Source organism: Leptolinea tardivitalis (assembly GCF_001050275.1).
Classification (GTDB): domain Bacteria; phylum Chloroflexota; class Anaerolineae; order Anaerolineales; family Anaerolineaceae; genus Leptolinea; species Leptolinea tardivitalis.
On record NZ_BBYA01000006.1, the window covers coordinates 20,651 to 35,812 of the forward strand.

General features: G+C 46.7%; 9 protein-coding genes. 6 read left to right on the forward strand and 3 right to left on the reverse strand.

Going from position 1 to position 15,162, the window contains the following annotated elements; translation table 11 throughout:
• Positions 1 to 2 precede the first annotated feature (2 nt).
• The 3 genes from LTAR_RS03910 to LTAR_RS03920 all read left to right on the forward strand — a co-directional run bounded on the left by LTAR_RS03910 (position 3) and on the right by LTAR_RS03920 (position 5,456).
• Positions 3 to 842, forward strand: coding sequence for an alpha/beta hydrolase (locus tag LTAR_RS03910; protein ID WP_062420867.1), 840 nt, complete (start codon positions 3 to 5; stop codon positions 840 to 842).
• Between the two features lie 235 nt (positions 843 to 1,077).
• Entirely contained in the window at positions 1,078 to 4,215 is a 3,138-nt protein-coding gene (gcvT, locus tag LTAR_RS03915) for a glycine cleavage system aminomethyltransferase GcvT (RefSeq protein ID WP_062420868.1), read from the forward strand.
• Between the two features lie 20 nt (positions 4,216 to 4,235).
• Positions 4,236 to 5,456 carry an aminotransferase-like domain-containing protein gene (locus LTAR_RS03920; RefSeq protein WP_062420869.1) on the forward strand — a complete coding sequence of 407 codons (1,221 nt, stop codon included), beginning with the start codon at positions 4,236 to 4,238 and terminating at the stop codon, positions 5,454 to 5,456.
• Between the two features lie 103 nt (positions 5,457 to 5,559).
• Here the strand turns inward: LTAR_RS03920 and LTAR_RS03925 are convergent, their stop codons facing one another.
• Together LTAR_RS03925 and LTAR_RS03930 are read right to left on the reverse strand one after the other, a co-directional pair.
• Positions 5,560 to 7,293: a nucleoside kinase gene (locus LTAR_RS03925; protein ID WP_062420870.1), complete on the reverse strand. Its 1,734-nt coding sequence runs from the start codon at positions 7,291 to 7,293 to the stop codon at positions 5,560 to 5,562.
• Positions 7,294 to 7,375: 82 nt separating this feature from the next.
• Positions 7,376 to 8,047, reverse strand: a complete 672-nt coding sequence (locus tag LTAR_RS03930) for a DUF4230 domain-containing protein (protein WP_062420871.1) — start codon at positions 8,045 to 8,047, stop codon at positions 7,376 to 7,378.
• A 134-nt stretch (positions 8,048 to 8,181) separates the two neighbouring features.
• Here LTAR_RS03930 and LTAR_RS03935 point away from each other — a divergent pair, with 134 nt between their 5' ends.
• The 3 genes from LTAR_RS03935 to LTAR_RS03945 are packed head-to-tail and all read left to right on the forward strand — an operon-like array spanning position 8,182 to position 10,529.
• A complete protein-coding gene (locus LTAR_RS03935) occupies positions 8,182 to 8,817 on the forward strand; it encodes a SanA/YdcF family protein (RefSeq protein WP_236686571.1) in 636 nt (211 codons plus the stop codon).
• Positions 8,818 to 8,843: 26 nt separating this feature from the next.
• Complete coding sequence (locus tag LTAR_RS03940) at positions 8,844 to 9,431, forward strand: HD domain-containing protein (RefSeq protein ID WP_062420872.1); 588 nt, start codon at positions 8,844 to 8,846, stop codon at positions 9,429 to 9,431.
• Between the two features lie 12 nt (positions 9,432 to 9,443).
• Positions 9,444 to 10,529: a nuclear transport factor 2 family protein gene (locus LTAR_RS03945; RefSeq protein WP_062420873.1), complete on the forward strand. Its 1,086-nt coding sequence runs from the start codon at positions 9,444 to 9,446 to the stop codon at positions 10,527 to 10,529.
• 66 nt (positions 10,530 to 10,595) lie between these two features.
• Here LTAR_RS03945 and rpoC read toward each other — a convergent pair whose 3' ends face one another.
• A complete protein-coding gene (rpoC, locus tag LTAR_RS03950; protein WP_081419789.1) occupies positions 10,596 to 14,831 on the reverse strand; it encodes a DNA-directed RNA polymerase subunit beta' in 4,236 nt (1,411 codons plus the stop codon).
• Positions 14,832 to 15,162 lie beyond the last annotated feature (331 nt).

Here is a 15,162-nt window from a genome sequence, read left to right on the forward strand (position 1 = left end):
TCTTGATCTGGAAAGACGGTTACACAACCATTGATGGAAACAAGATATATATTCAAAGATGGTCGCCAGAACAGTCTCCCAGGGCCAATGTACTTCTGGTGCATGGTGTTGGCGAGCACTCGAGTCGGTACGGGCATGTAGGCGATCATTTTTCCCATGCAGGTATTGCGCTGACCGGTTTTGATCTGCCGGGTCATGGTAAATCCGATGGTCAACGCGGTCACGCCGATTCATATGATGTGTTTTGCCGGGAAATTGATCATTTTGCCAATGAATTGTCTGAGCAACAACCTTCAATCCCCATTTTCCTGTACGGACACAGTATGGGTGGTTTGATCGTTCTGTACTATTCACTTTATAGAAAACCACAAAAGATCAAAGGAGTAATCTCTACATCCCCTGGACTTGTTCCCGGGTATCCCATTCCAGCATGGAAAACAGCGCTTGGAAACTTTCTGTACACAATCTTCCCAACATTTTCCATGAAAAATGGTTTGCCTTTAGATGGTATTTCGCATGACAAAGAAGTGGTAGCCGCTTATAAAGCCGATCCTTTGAACCACCCCTATATATCGGCGCGCATGGGTATGGATTTAATTCGCAATGGCCAAAAAGTCAGTCAGAAGGCAGCCGAGTTTCCCCTTCCGCTTCTGTTGATGGTAGGTAGTGAAGATCATCTTGTGGATCCGAAAGCTGTTATTGACTTTGGGCAAAAAAGCAACCATAAGACAACATTAAAAGTGTGGGATAACGGTTTTCATGAATTGCACAACGAAACCTTTAAAATCGAGGTACTAAATACAATGACGGATTGGATCATTAAAAATGCAGCATTGTCCTGACAAAATGGGATTCTTTTCACTTGATAGTGATCCAATAAAATCCTATAATTTTTTATTGAAGCAGCGAATGAAAATAAACCAGACTCATTTGTTGTTGTGTTGTTGTATTAAATTAATAGATACCTCCCCCATCCTGCAGTCAACGACTGAATGGTGGGGGAGTTGTATTTAAATGCCGAAACGATTATTTAGATCAGATGTACAAATAAAAGTAAGTAGAAACAAAGGAGAAACCATGAGTGATTTTCTTTTTCGCGGGAAACTGGCAGAGATTGATCCTGATGTACAAAAATTAATTAGTTTTGAATCAGAACGCCAAATCCGCAAACTCATTCTCATCCCGAGTGAAAGCACCGCCCCTCTGGCAGTTCGTGAAGCCCTGTCATCTTCATTTCAGAATATTTACGCCGAAGGTTATCCCGATGACGAAACCCGTTGGATGACAGAAGAAGAAATCTTGAATTATGAAAACCGATTAGCCAATTACAGACGTTATGCAGATCCTCGGTATTACAAAGGTGTGGAATATGCCGATGTCATCGAATCCCTGACCCGTCGGCGTTGTGCTGAGGCTTTTGCTAATGAAAAAGTCCCGGCTAGCAGTTTGTATGCTAATGTACAGGCATTGTCTGGAGCTCCGGCAAATAATGCGGTCTATTCTGCTTTGCTCAATCCGGGCGACACCATACTGGGGATGAACCTGTTACATGGAGGCCATCTATCTCATGGATCATCTGTCAATCGGTCAGGCAAGCTTTATAAAGTAGTCCATTACAATGTTGATCCCCAGACCGAAAAGATCGATTATGAAGCCGTTGCCGCTCTTGCATTAGAACATAAACCAAAAATCATTATTGCCGGATACAGCTCATATCCATGGGTGCCAGATTATGCCGAATTCCGCCGTATCGCCGATAGTGTGGGCGCCTATCTTCTGGCAGATATTTCGCATATTGCCGGCCTCACGGCAGCCGGTGTTATTCCATCTCCTGTTGGCTATGCGCACGTTATTACCTTTACCACTCATAAGACTTTGTGCGGACCACGCGGTGCCTGCATCCTCACGTCTGACCTGTCCCTTGCCCGCAAGATTGATAAGGCGGTTTTCCCCGGTGAACAGGGCGGCCCTCATATGCACACCATCGCAGCCATGGCATTGACATTCAAACTGGCCCAATCACCTGAGTTTAAAAATCTCCAGGCTCAAATCCTTAAAAATTGCGCAGCCCTTACAGCACGGCTTCAGGAACGCGGTATCCGGATTCCTTTCAACGGAACGAATACTCATATGGCTAATCTGGACTGCAAATCCATCGTTGGCCCCGATGGCACCACTCTTTCCGGTGATATGGCCGCCCGCATCCTCGATATCGCCGGTCTGGTGTGCAACCGTAACACCATCCCGGGTGATAAAACGGCCAACAATTCTTCAGGCGTCCGGTTTGGAACTCCCTGGACAACCCAGCGTGGGTTAAAAGAAGCCGATATGGTGCAAATTGCAGATATCATGGCCGATATTCTCAAAGCTACCATCCCCTACACCGTGGAATCACGCCAGGGATTGCAGACCCGAGCCAAAGTTGATTTTGATGTTCTGGAAAATGCCAAAATCCGGGTTCGTGAAATTGCTGCTCGTGCAGGCGCCGATATGACAGTTGGGACATCAGGATATCCCCATTTCTTCTACCTTGATGATCCTGCACCGGCCAAAGAAGGCTGGTCAGCATTGGATCTGATCGGAGAAAAAGTCCTGACATTTGCCCATTATGTATTTACTTCTGACCTTGATTCAATTAAGTCTGGCCAGTCGATTCCCTGCCAATTTAAAGCCAATAAGAAACCCATCGAAGGGGTGCTCACATTTGTGGCAGCAAATCATCTCTTGCTAAGTATTCCTTCTGCCGATGCTCCACTGGCTGCCGCCTGGCTGCGAGGTTTATCTGATGGATATATTGCGTTCGATGAAGATGCAGCCCGCAGGTTTGCCGGTCCTATCGTTGTAAAATATTCTGATAAACAACCAGTCAAATCAGCTGCCGGAGAAGCCATCTGGCCATCTAAACCATATGCACCCGGTCTCATTGTGAAACCACAACCGGCACTTCCTGAATTCGTCTGGATTGAACCGGAAGAAGCTCCAATAAAAAAGACCGCGCTGAATGAAACACACAGGAAAATGGGAGCCAAGATGGTTCCCTTTGCCGGTTGGGATATGCCTGTGTGGTACAGCGGCGTAATGGAGGAACATCTGGCCACCCGTCAGGCTGCAGGTCTGTTTGACGTTTCCCACATGGGTGTATATCAGGCTGAAGGACCAGACGCTCCCCTGTTCCTGGATTGTGTTTGCGGAAACGATATCAGCGCCCTGGCCGTCGGGGAATCTTGTTACACCCACTTCCTTGACCCCTATGCGAATGTTATTGATGATACCCTGGTGTACCATCGTGCTGAAGATAAATATCTTGTTGTGGTCAATGCTTCAAATGATGACAAAGATTGGGCCTGGCTGAATGCCGTCCGGGAAGGAAAAGTAGCTATCGATTCCAAACGCCCGTGGGTGAAAGTCATTGGACGCAATGTAACCCTGCGAAATTTGCGTGATCCCAAAGAAGGAAAGGACATGCGCGTGGATATTGCCCTCCAGGGTCCAAAATCGCGCGATATCCTTCTGATGCTGGGCACCGATAAACCAACAGAAAAGAAGATCAAAGCCTTAAAACGTACAGAGCTCTGTGAGGCTGTTGTCGGTGGATTTGATCTCGTTGTTTCCCGTACCGGTTACACAGGCGAAAAAATGGCGTTTGAACTCTTTGTCCATCCTGATAAATCGGTTGACCTGTGGAACAAATTGCTGGAGGCAGGCCAGTTGATGGGCATCAAACCCTGCGGACTCGGAGCCCGCGATTCCCTGCGTACTGAAGCAGGACTGCCTTTATATGGACATGAAATGGGTGGAGAACGGAATCTTTCTGTAAGTGAAGGCGGTTTTGGTTCATACGTCAAACTCTACAAACCCTGGTTTATCGGTCGAGATGAATTTGCCCTGAAAGAAAAGAGCCGCAAAGGTGTGGTCGCCCGGTTCCGCTTCCTCGAAAAAGGCATTCGCATGGCACATAACGGGGATCCTGTTGTCGATAAAAAAGGACGTGTCATTGGTCTGGTAACCAGTTGTGCTGTAGATGCAGAAGGATTCTTTACCGGCCAGGCATTTGTGGAGTTGAAATCTGCTGTTGAAGGCACTCCCATTTTTGTTTATCAGGGTGCCCACAGTCTTGGATCACAGAATATCGCTGAAATCAAGCCGGGAGATAAAATCCCGCTGCCGTCATCTGCCATTATTGTCAGCCGGTTCCCAAAACTGACTGCCTCTTAACCATCGCAAAAGGAGAACGAATGCAACCAGACTGGAGCAGTAAATTTGCCGATAGAACACAAAGAATGAAAGGTTCTGCCATTCGTGAGTTGTTAAAGCTCACTGAACGCCCTGAAGTGATCTCGTTTGGGGGTGGAATGCCAGCACCTGAGATTTTCCCGGTAAAGGAAGTGGGAGAAGCCTGTGAACGAATTCTCAAAAATTACAGTGAGAAAGCGCTCCAATACGGCACCACTGAGGGATACAATCCGCTTCGCCAAATGCTGGCGGATGACGCTACCAAAAATGGCCTGTCCTGCCAGATTGATAATGTCTTAATCACCTCTGGTTCACAACAGGCTCTCGACCTGCTGGGCAAGGTTTTCATTAATCCAGGTGATAACATCCTGGTTGAATCTCCAACATATCTGGGGGCGCTTCAAGCCTGGAATGCCTATGAATGCAATTACATTACCGTGAAATCGGATAAATTTGGTATGCTCCCAGACAGCCTTGAAGAAGGCTTGAAAAAGAAACCAAAATTTGTCTATGTTCTGCCGAATTTCCAGAATCCCACCGGTATTTCTTTCAGCCTCGAGCGTCGGAAAAAGGTTGTAGAACTTGCCGATAAATATGGCATTCCCATCGTGGAAGATGATCCATATGGAAAGCTGCGCTATGAAGGAGAAGATATCCCCACCCTCACCCAGTTAGACTCAGAGATGCGCGGCCAGAAGAATGCATTATATGATGGCAACGTGATTTATTTGAGCACGTTCTCAAAGATTCTGGCTCCAGGTATCCGGCTTGCGTGGGTCATTGCTCCTCCTCTTGCAGCCAGCAGAATCACCCAGGCCAAACAGGGTGTTGACCTGAATACCTCCACCTTCAACCAGTTAATGGCGTATGAAGTTGGTAAAGACGGCTTCCTGGATACCCATGTGAAAGTCATCCGTAAGGTTTACCACGAGCGACGTGATGTAATGCTGGATGCCCTGGAAGAACATTGTCCCAAAGGTGTATCCTGGACTCATCCTGAGGGCGGCCTTTTCCTGTGGGTTACATTGCCAGAAGGCAATGATTCTGCCGAGTTGATGAAGGAAGCATTGAAGGAAAATGTTGCCTATGTCCCCGGCGGTTCGTTCCATCCGCTGGGTGGAGGCGACAACACCATGCGCCTAAATTTCTCCTTCTCCAATCCGCAAACGATTAATGAAGGTATCGCTCGTCTGGCAAAGGTATTTCGAACGCATCTGCATTAATCAAGATCCAGCTGGAGATCTTTTCCAAATCGGATAATTTTAATAGTTGAGAAGAACTCGAAAACAAAAATGCCAGACGGAAAAATCGTCTGGCATTTTTCTCTTAATAATTCAGGTAGCCCTGTTCAGATTTTTCCCACAATTTAAAATCATGCAAAATGGAACCGCCGATAAATTCTCTCAATAGAGAATTATCCGGTATCAGGCTAGAATCCACAGGAAGGAACCAATCAAGGAACGTCAACAAACGTTTCGCTTCAATGTACTCCGGCACGCCAAACGGAACCTGTCTCAGCAATGGCTCGGCCAGCGGCTTCAATGCAGAAAGCTCGTAAGCCAGAGCAGAATTAAACATATCATCGGCATTTTCCTGATACGGGAAGATATGCAGCTTTTCACCCCGGCGGACAGAATCCCATCGCTGGATCGTTTGCTGGGCACTATACCCTCGCTCAGTGGCGTCACGTACTATGCGCCGTAGCAAGCGGGTATCGGTAGTAGAAATCCGATTATGTAGATCAAGGTTCAGTTGAGTTAAACAAGATACATAAACACGGTATGTCTGATCCTGACGAATGGAAGGTAACAGTTGGGGATTTAATCCATGAATTCCTTCCAGGATGATTACCTGACCATCTTGAAGTCTGGCTATTTCACCCGGTTCAGATAATCCGGTTTTGAAATTATATTTTGGCATCTGCACTTCTTCACCGGCAATCAGTTTTTGCAGATGTTCACTGAAAAGACGAGTATTGAGAGCGCCCAGTGCTTCATAATCATATTCACCATTTTTATCTTTAGGTGTCTTTTCGCGATCTACAAAATAGTTATCGATCTCAACGGGGAACGGTAATATTCCCTGGGCAAGCAATTGAATAGACAGCCGTTTAGAAAAGGTGGTTTTTCCGGATGACGAAGGCCCGGCTATCAACACAATGCGGATCTGGTTGGCATGATTGACAATCGATTCGGCAATCTCGGCGATCTGTTGTTCATGCAAGGCCTCAGATACCAGGATGATTTCACGAATTCGTCCTGAATGGATGGCATCATTCAACGCACCCAGCGATTCAATACCCAACCGATTAAGCCATTTCCCATATCGATGAAACGTATTCAATAATTTCGGATATGCCGGCATGGGTAGCAATTCCTTCGGTGAATGCTTCCGGGGGAATTGCAACACAAAACCATCACCAAAAGGTGAGATAGCAAACCAACGCAAGAACCCTGTCGATGGAACCATATATCCATGATGATAATCTCGATGCACACCAAGTCTGTATAAAACCAGCGTATCTTTTTGCCGGTACTTCAACAGACGCACTTTATCTTCATTTCCATGATCTTTAAAATATTGGATGGCTTCCGTTAAGGGTACCTGTTCACGCGTAAAGGCGATATCCTGCTGCACCATTTCACGCATCCGGGTTTCCAATCGGGGCAGATCAATCTCTGAGATTTTTCCGTTGCCAACAATCTGACAGAAAAAACCGCCGGATGAAACAGAATGGTCAATTGTGAGCATATAGTCTGGATACAGCTCTTCAAATGCGGCTTCCAGTAAAAATGTTAACGACCTGCGGTAAATGCGGGTTCCATCTGTATCCGCCATGGTTACCGGAGTAACTCTGGCATCAATAGTTATCGGAAATGTCAATTCCCGCAATTCGTCATTAATGATGGCACCAACAATCGGAGGATTGTCCCATTCGGGTAATACTCGCAGAAATTTCTGGACATCTTTTCCACGTTCACCCCGAATAACCCGACCATCAGGCAGGTAAACTTCTACTGTTGATTGTGGAAGTGTCAGATAAAAAGATTCATTTTCCATAAGGAAATAAATTCTAGCATATTTCCCATATTCCTTGATAGATTGTTGAGAAGAACGGGATCCCTGCCCGTTGGGAGAATAATTATTTCAAAAATACGACTTCTTCATATCCCAAAGAACGAACAAGGCGGTCGATATAATTCTCGGCATTAATCCCCGCCTGTTTCAAAATTCCATCTTCTATGGCGGCATTGAAAATCTCTTGTTCAGCCATTTGTCTGGCTTTAGTTTCCAATGATTCATCCTGTCGTACAAGCACCCCGGTTTGCCTGTCATAGACATAGGATTCTTCATTATTCAACCGGCTGACCAAAACTTCCGGTTCAGGTAATTTAATAGTTACCGCCTTTCCATTTAATGTCACGTCATCCAATCGAATCTTTTCCAGGTTAATCCCGGCAATTACCTCACCATGTGCCACAAACAACAGTCGATCACCGAACAGAGCTTTTAATTCTTCGCGGCCGGAATCTGCTGTGATAACTTTCTCTACAGAGTACTGGATGGTTTCTAACCGGGCTAATGAGCGTATCTCATGAATAATACTGACCGGATCTGGAACTATGGTTGCAGTGGGTTCCATGAACCGGGCCAGGCGGGTAGCCATATCCTGATTAGCCTGTTGAATGGGAGCAATTGTCCGTTGTTCTATCGATTGAACCTGCCGGCTGACAAAATAATAAACGCCCGTACCAATACCAGCAATGAGAAACATGATGAAAAATACTAGAGCAATAAACTGCTTCGTCTTCATCTTCACCTGACCTTTTCTCTTATAGTATTCTACGGTTTTTCTGTCTCATCGTTTCATCCGATTGAAAATTGGTAATTTTGTGCATGGTAGAATTGTTCATCATTGTGAAAAAGAACAATTTTAGAAAAAATCTCTTGATCGTAATAATACTTCTCCTGGTTTTCAGCCTTGTGCCAGCCGTTATTACCTACATTGATTCAATGGGTAAACGGTATCCTCTGGGTTTGTCTCCTGTGGGAAAAACAGCCATCGTGTTCGGCGCCGGTTTGTATCGTGATGGTTCTCCGTCGGCGGTACTTCGTGACCGTGTGAAAACAGCGGTAGAACTTCTTAAAGCTGGCAAAGTCGAGAAAATATTGATGAGTGGTGATAATAGTTATGTCGATTACAACGAACCCGGAGCCATGCAAAAATATGCTCTGGAGTTGGGCGCCCCAGAATCGGCAATAGTTCTTGATTATGCCGGTCGCCGTACCTACGATACCTGTTACAGGGCAAAAGAGATATTCGGGATAACCAATGCCATTCTGGTTACACAGGATTATCACCTTCCACGTGCACTATTTATCTGCAAACATCTTGGTTTGAACACCATTGGTGTGAGTGCTGACCGGCGCGCTTACACATTTGGAACATATCTATACTGGCGAATTCGGGAAATTCCTGCCACATTCACGGCTTTTATTGACCTTTTTGTTCGCAAACCTAAACCCATCCTGGGTGATCCGTTACCTATTTATCCGCCCGATGGAGATGTTCCCCAATCATAAATAGCATCAAAGTAGAGGAAAACAACATGACCACCCGTGAAGAAGCCTTTCAAATCGTAACAAAATATGTTAAGAATAACGGTCTGATTAACCATATGCTTTCTGTGGAAGCCGCTATGCGGTTCTATGCAGAAAAGTTGAATGCTGATCCTGAAAAATGGGGAGTGGCAGGTTTATTGCACGATTTCGATTGGGAAATTCACCCCTCATTGGAGGAACATCCTTCGGCTGGAGCGCCGATATTGAGGGAATTGAATGTCCCAGAAGACATTGTCCATGCAATTCTCAGTCATGGCGAAGGGGTAGAGCGGATTACTCCTATGGAATTGTGTCTGGCAGCCTGTGATGAATTGACCGGATTGATTACTGCGGTCTCTCTGGTCAGACCGTCACGCTCGTTGTACGACCTCACCGCTTCTTCTGTCAAGAAAAAATGGAAAGATCGTGCATTTGCCGCAGCCATTAATCGTGAAGAGATCGCAGCCAACACCCAGGCTTTTGGCGTGGAACTCTGGCAACATGTTGACAATGTAATTCTCGCCATGCGAAAGATTGCATCCCAATTGGATCTGGAAGGATCATTATTGCCCGACGGATCACCCTCTGAAAAATAAACCAAACAGGACATGACACTAACCGGAAAAGGCTTTTTTATCTGGAAGATCAAAGATTGTGAAAGCGGCAGCGCAAGTGCCATCGCTGCTGCGGCAAAATCTGCCGGTTTGAGTCATGTATTGATTAAAATAGCCGATGGAGTCAATTCATACAATGTTGATTCTTCCACCGGAGTTGACTATGTCCCATCTGTTGTAAGTGCCTTGCATTCTGTGGGTATCCAGGCCTGGGGATGGCATTATATCTATGGAGAAAATCCCGGTAAAGAAGCCTGGTGTGGTGGTCAACGCACGAAACAGCTTGGCTTGGATGGATATGTCATTGATGCTGAATCAGAATACAAAGCTTCCGGCATGGCGGCCAAAGCCAGCCGATATATGACTGATCTGCGGAGTTATCTGGGAAATACACCGGTTGCGCTCAGTTCTTTTCGCTTTCCCGCATATCACATGCAATTTCCCTGGAACAACTTCCTTACAAAATCCGATTTCAATCTACCGCAGGTGTACTGGGAGCAGGCTCACAATCCCGGTGCTCAACTTCAACGCTCATTTCGCGAGTTTAATGCGCTCACACCCTACCGCCCCTTCATGGCAACCGGGGCCGCTTATGGCAATCAGGGTTGGGTGCCATCAGTCACAGAAATCACAGAATTTATGACCACAGCTGTATCACTTAATATTCCGGCAGTCAATTTTTATAGTTGGGATTATTGCCGCAAACATCTTCCGGCTCTCTGGAATACCATAGCCGCTTTCCCATACCCGACGGAAAAACCTGTAGGAATTGTGCAGCAATTCATCAACGCACTCAACACTCATAATGCCGAAGCCGTTGCCGCCCTGTACACAGAAAACGCCGTCCACATTACAGCCTTACAGACAATTCAGGGTCGTGATGCGATCCAATCTTTATATTCCGATTTATTTTTGAAAAAACAACCGGGAATCAAGATAGCACTTATTTCCACATCAGGCATAGAACCCACCCAGAACTTTGGGTGGACGACAACTGTTTCATCTACTATTCGCCATGGTACAGATACTCTCGGTTTGACCGATGGTTTGATTTCTTACCACTATTCAAGCATCTGTTGACAATCTTATACAAAAAAGACGGACTGCCTCTAATGGACAATCCGTCTTTTCTGATTCCGTCAAAAATTACTCTGCTGTGGGTAGTAACCCTTCCTGTGGTGTTACTTCTTTCGTCAAACCATGCTCTTCCGTGAACCGTCCGTGGGTGAAACCAGTTCCCGCCGGGATGAGCTTTCCGATGATCACGTTTTCCTTCAAACCGTACAAAGGATCACCAGTTGAGGCTATGGCTGCGCCAGCCAATACTTTAATCGTGTGCTGGAAGGAAGAGGCTGACAGCCAGGAGTCTGTGCTGAGGGATGCTTTGGTAACACCCAGCAAAATTTCCACAAATTTCGCCGGTTGTTTGGATTCAGCAAGCATCTGTTCGTTTGTCTTGTAAATCTCCAGGCGGTCAACAAGATCCTGTGGAAGATATTTCGTATCTCCCGGACGGATAACCTGTACCTTACCCAACATCTTGCGAATAATAACTTCAAAGTGTTTGTCATTAATATTCTGACCCTGGGAACGGTACACCTTTTGAATTTCCACCAGCAGGTATTTCATACATTCATCCCGGCCTTTGATGCGCAGGATGATATGCGGATTCAGTGAACCTTCAGTCAGCGGTTCACCGGCATTGATATGGTCACCTTCCTTGACCAGGAGGCGTGCCGTGCTTGGAATCTCATATTCCTCCGATTCCTTTTGTTCATAGGAATTGATAACCCGTGAACCTTCGATGCGAATACGGCCGGCATGTTCTGCTTTGATCTCAGCTTCTCCCATTCGGGCAAGCGTATCGGCCACAGAAACCTGGTCTTCGTCTTTGACAACAACTTCCCAGCCTTCTGGAATTTCATATTCATCACTAACCATTTCGCTGTTTTCGAGGCGGACAACGCGCTGGTCACTGTACTTGTCAGACTGGATGATTTTCACCACACCGGAAATCTGGCAAATGACAGCTTCACCTTTTGGCAAACGGCGAGCTTCGAAGAGTTCTTCTACACGGGGCAAACCGGTTGTAATGTCACCGCCGGCAGCCACACCACCGGTATGGAAAGTACGCAGAGTTAGCTGGGTGCCAGGCTCGCCAATGGATTGAGCAGCCACAATACCTACTGCAGAACCGAGTTCCACTATGGTACCACGGCCTAAATCCATGCCGTAGCACTTCTGGCAAATACCATGAGTCAGTTCACACGTCATTGGTGAACGAACCTTGACTTCGGTAATATTGGCTTCAACGACTTTGCGGATGGCTTCATGATCCATCAATTCATCGCGTTCAACCAACACTTCACCGGTCTTCGGATCAATGATTCGCTCTGCCACTGTACGGCCGTACAGACGGGTGCTCATGGATTGACCGGCGATATCATCGCTCTTGCGAATGATAATACCGTCATGCGTACCACAATCATATTCGTTGACAATCATATCCTGGGCAACATCCACCAGACGGCGGGTCAGGTACCCGGCATCGGCTGTACGAAGAGCGGTGTCAGCCAGGCCTTTGCGGGCGCCGTGAGTAGAGATGAAGTATTCCAGAGCTGTCAAACCTTCACGGAAGTTTGATTTGATAGGCAAGCGGATGATACGACCAGATGGGTCAGCCATCAAACCGCGCATACCAGCCAGCTGGGCAATAGGACCAAAACCGCCTTTTGTTGCCCCAGAGTTGGCCATAGTAGAAAGATTACCAGTGGGATCCATGGCTTTACGTACCGCATCAGCCACTTCTTTGGTAGTCTGCTGCCATACTTCCACAGTTCGGTCATTGCGTTCCTGTTCGGTCAACAAGCCGCGGCGGTAATCACGCTGCAAACTGTCAACATCTTTCTGAGATTTACTCAGAATTTCTTCCTTCACTTTGGGAACCGTAATATCAGAAACAGCAATGGTGGAACCAGAGCGCATGGCAAACTCAAAGCCAATATCTTTAATCCGGTCAGCAACCTCGGTGGTTACTTCCTGTCCACAAACTTCATAGATATTGGCGATTAAATCTTTCACGCCGCCTTTATCCAGTTCTTCATTTATGAACTGCACATCCATCGGGAGAATCCGGTTAAAAATGACCCGACCGGTGGTTGTTTCAATCATTTTCTCCGTCAGTTCAGGCAGTTTATCGCCTTTTTCATCGAACCAGGTTTTGGCACGCACCTTAATATTGGAATGGATTTCAATGTGACCAAGACCATAGGCCAGCTCAACTTCGTCACAATTAGCGAATACATGGCCATCGCCCTTGTGTTTCAGCTTATCGCTGGTTGTCAGATAGTACACACCCAGCACCATATCCTTGGACGGGCTGATGATTGGTTCACCGTCAGCCGGTTTGAGCAGGTTGCGGGAAGCCAGCATAAGGCGCCGGGCTTCATTTACAGCCTTCTCAGAGAGTGGCACGTGAACAGCCATCTGGTCACCATCAAAGTCAGCGTTGAAAGCTGTGGTCACCAGGGGATGTAATTGAATGGCGCTGCCTTCGATCAGGATAGGTTCAAAAGCTTGAATACCAAGGCGGTGAAGCGTAGGAGCACGATTGACCAGTACAGGCCGGTCTTTGATCACCTCTTCCAGAACTTCCCAAACCTCGGGACGGTTACGTTCAATAAAGCGGCGGGCGCCTTTAACATTGGCGGCATAATTGTGTTTGACCAGGCGGGCAATCACAAATGGACGGTAAAGTTCCAATGCCATGGTCTTGGGCAGACCGCACTGATAAAGTTTCAGACTCGGACCGACCACAATTACAGAGCGGCCGGAGTAGTCCACACGTTTACCCAACAGGTTGCGGCGGAAACGGCCTTTCTTACCTTTGAGCATATCGCTCAAGGATTTTAATTCGCGGCGCCCGCGACGAGACAAAGCTTTGCCGCGCTGAGAATTATCAATCAGGGAATAAACGGCTTCCTGAAGCATGCGTTTTTCATTGCGAACGATAACATCAGGGGCACCCAGTTCCAACAACCGTTTCAGACGGTTGTTGCGGTTGATCACCCGGCGGTAGAGATCATTCAGGTCAGACGTGGCAAAACGGCCGCCATCCAGTTGCACCATAGGCCGCAAATCCGGCGGAATGACCGGTAATACCGTCAGGATCATCCATTCAGGACGGTTTCCAGATCTCTTGAAGTCTTCAACTACTTTCAACCGAGAGGTCGCTTTTTTGCGTTTCTGTTTACTCTTGGAAGTGCGGACTTCATGCCAAAGGTCTTCAGCCAGTTTATCGAGGTCCAGGCGTTTCAGAATATCATAGAACGCCTCAGCACCCATATCAGCCTTGAATACCTGTCCCCAGCGTTGTTTTAATTCACGATAGCGTTGCTCGCTTACAAACGTAAATGGACGGAGTTCCTGCAATTCATCACGCAGATGAGAATTCTGGTCAGCTGATTCACTTGACTGGTCATCCAGCGTATTCCGCAGGTTTTCCATATTAAGGTCGGCTTCCGCTTTGACCTCATCCAGTTTTAGTTTGAGAGAATCAATCTCCCGTTGTAGCTGTTCACGGAATTCGGTATCGATTTCGTCCAGCCGTTCTTTTACAGCTTTCTGAACTGCTGCAATACTCTGGGCGGTGATGGTTTCACCCTTTTCTGCAATTTTTACATTTGTAGCTGTGAAAACAATCTGATTCCGGGCAGGATTTCCAAGATTTTCCTGAAGCTCCTGTTCCAACCGCTGGCCTTCTTGAATGATGGGTTCAAGACGAGCAGCAATCTGCTCATCAGCACGTGTTTCCAGATCAGTTTTCTGCTGGTTAATTTCTGCCAGCTTGCGGTCACGTGCCTGTTTGACTTCAATAATCTTGGAGTTAATAGCTTGAGCCTGTTCACGTTCAGAAACACTGATTTCATCTTCAAGGCGTTTCAATGCTTTCTGGCGTGCTTCTTCATCCACATAGGTAACAATGTATTGAGCAAAATATAAAACCCTATCCAGATTCCGGCGGGAAATATCCAGCAGAAGGCCAAGATAGGAAGGAATTCTTCGTGTGTACCAGATGTGTGCAACTGGAGTAGCCAGTTCAATATGGCCCATCCGCTCGCGGCGTACTGACGACCGGGTTACTTCAACACCGCATTTATCACATACAATACCTTTATACCGCGGGTTCTTGTACTTCCCGCAGTAGCACTGCCAGTCACGGGTCGGTCCAAAAATTGCCTCACAAAATAGTCCGTCCTTCTCTGGACGGAGGCGCCGGTAATTGATTGTCTCCGGTTTTAACACTTCACCATACGACCAACTTCGAATGGTCTCAGGAGAAGCCAGACTGATCCGTAGCGCCGTTAATCCCTTGGTTTCCACTAATCTACCTCCTCGCGAATCTAGGTTCTGGCAAAAAGTCAGGGTGTTGGCAGTTCGACCTGCTCACACCATGGTAGCAAGCATAAATGAAGCCTGGATAATGCAATCAATTATTATAACAAAGAATGGCCTAAATGCAAGATTTTTATGAAATCGCATTGCCTCAAATTAAAAGTAACTTTAGGAGAAACGTTGCCTCACAATAGATGTTACCTTGGGCAGAGAATAGAGAGCTGCCGAGGGAGCTATGATGAGTCAACAAAGCAAGCGAGAATTAGTAGAAACCATCCGACCCCGCTATCAAAAAGGGAACAAAACAGAAAAAGCAAGA